The organism is Aquimarina litoralis, assembly GCF_039523995.1.
Lineage (GTDB): Bacteria > Bacteroidota > Bacteroidia > Flavobacteriales > Flavobacteriaceae > Aquimarina > Aquimarina litoralis.
In genome coordinates, this window is sequence record NZ_BAAAGE010000032.1 from 1 (window position 1) to 628 (window position 628).

General features: G+C 32.8%; 1 protein-coding gene. It reads right to left on the reverse strand.

Annotated elements, in window-relative coordinates; genetic code table 11:
• Positions 1–69: 69 nt before the first annotated feature.
• Complete coding sequence (locus ABD077_RS25160) at positions 70–603, reverse strand: hypothetical protein (protein WP_343914950.1); 534 nt, start codon at positions 601–603, stop codon at positions 70–72.
• Positions 604–628 lie beyond the last annotated feature (25 nt).

A 628-nucleotide genomic window follows, 5' to 3' on the forward strand; every position in this document is an offset into this window, starting at 1 on the left:
AACGTTTCGGCTATGATTTCGTTGTGGAATTTTCCGTAGGAAATATTCCGCTTATGAAATCAGCCAAATTTATTGATTAAATATTCTTTTTACTCGCTGCCACAATGAATTATAGCCATTGTTGGCAACCGTTTTTATTTCTTTTAATTCAAATTCCGTCTCACTTTTCCATATCACATTGTAAATTCCGCCACCTTCATCAATTTTAGTAGCATTAAAGCCAAATGAGTTTAGAAACATAGTCATTCCAGTAATTCCTCCATATGGATATCCGTGAGCATAAAAATTAAGACGTCCTTTTGTGTTCTCCATTTTTTTGCATCCCAATAATTCAACATCGAGATTTTCAACTAAATGTTCGATCATTGAGTAAAAATGCCAAGTTCCATCATTAGAGTCCGCTGTTGAGAATTCAGGTTTAAGGTCAGAATCTGCAAAATAATAATTCTGCAAAGCATAATCAGGAAATTGTCCAAACCAGAATTCATCTGATTTGTAGTCCTCACTTTTCTTTGAGTTTGAAATTAACTTGAAGACTTTAAGGAAGTCCTTAAATCTATCTTCGTTTTTAAATTCAAATTCAATGTATTCGTTCTTTTCCAATTTAATTTTCTAATGGTTGCCAACG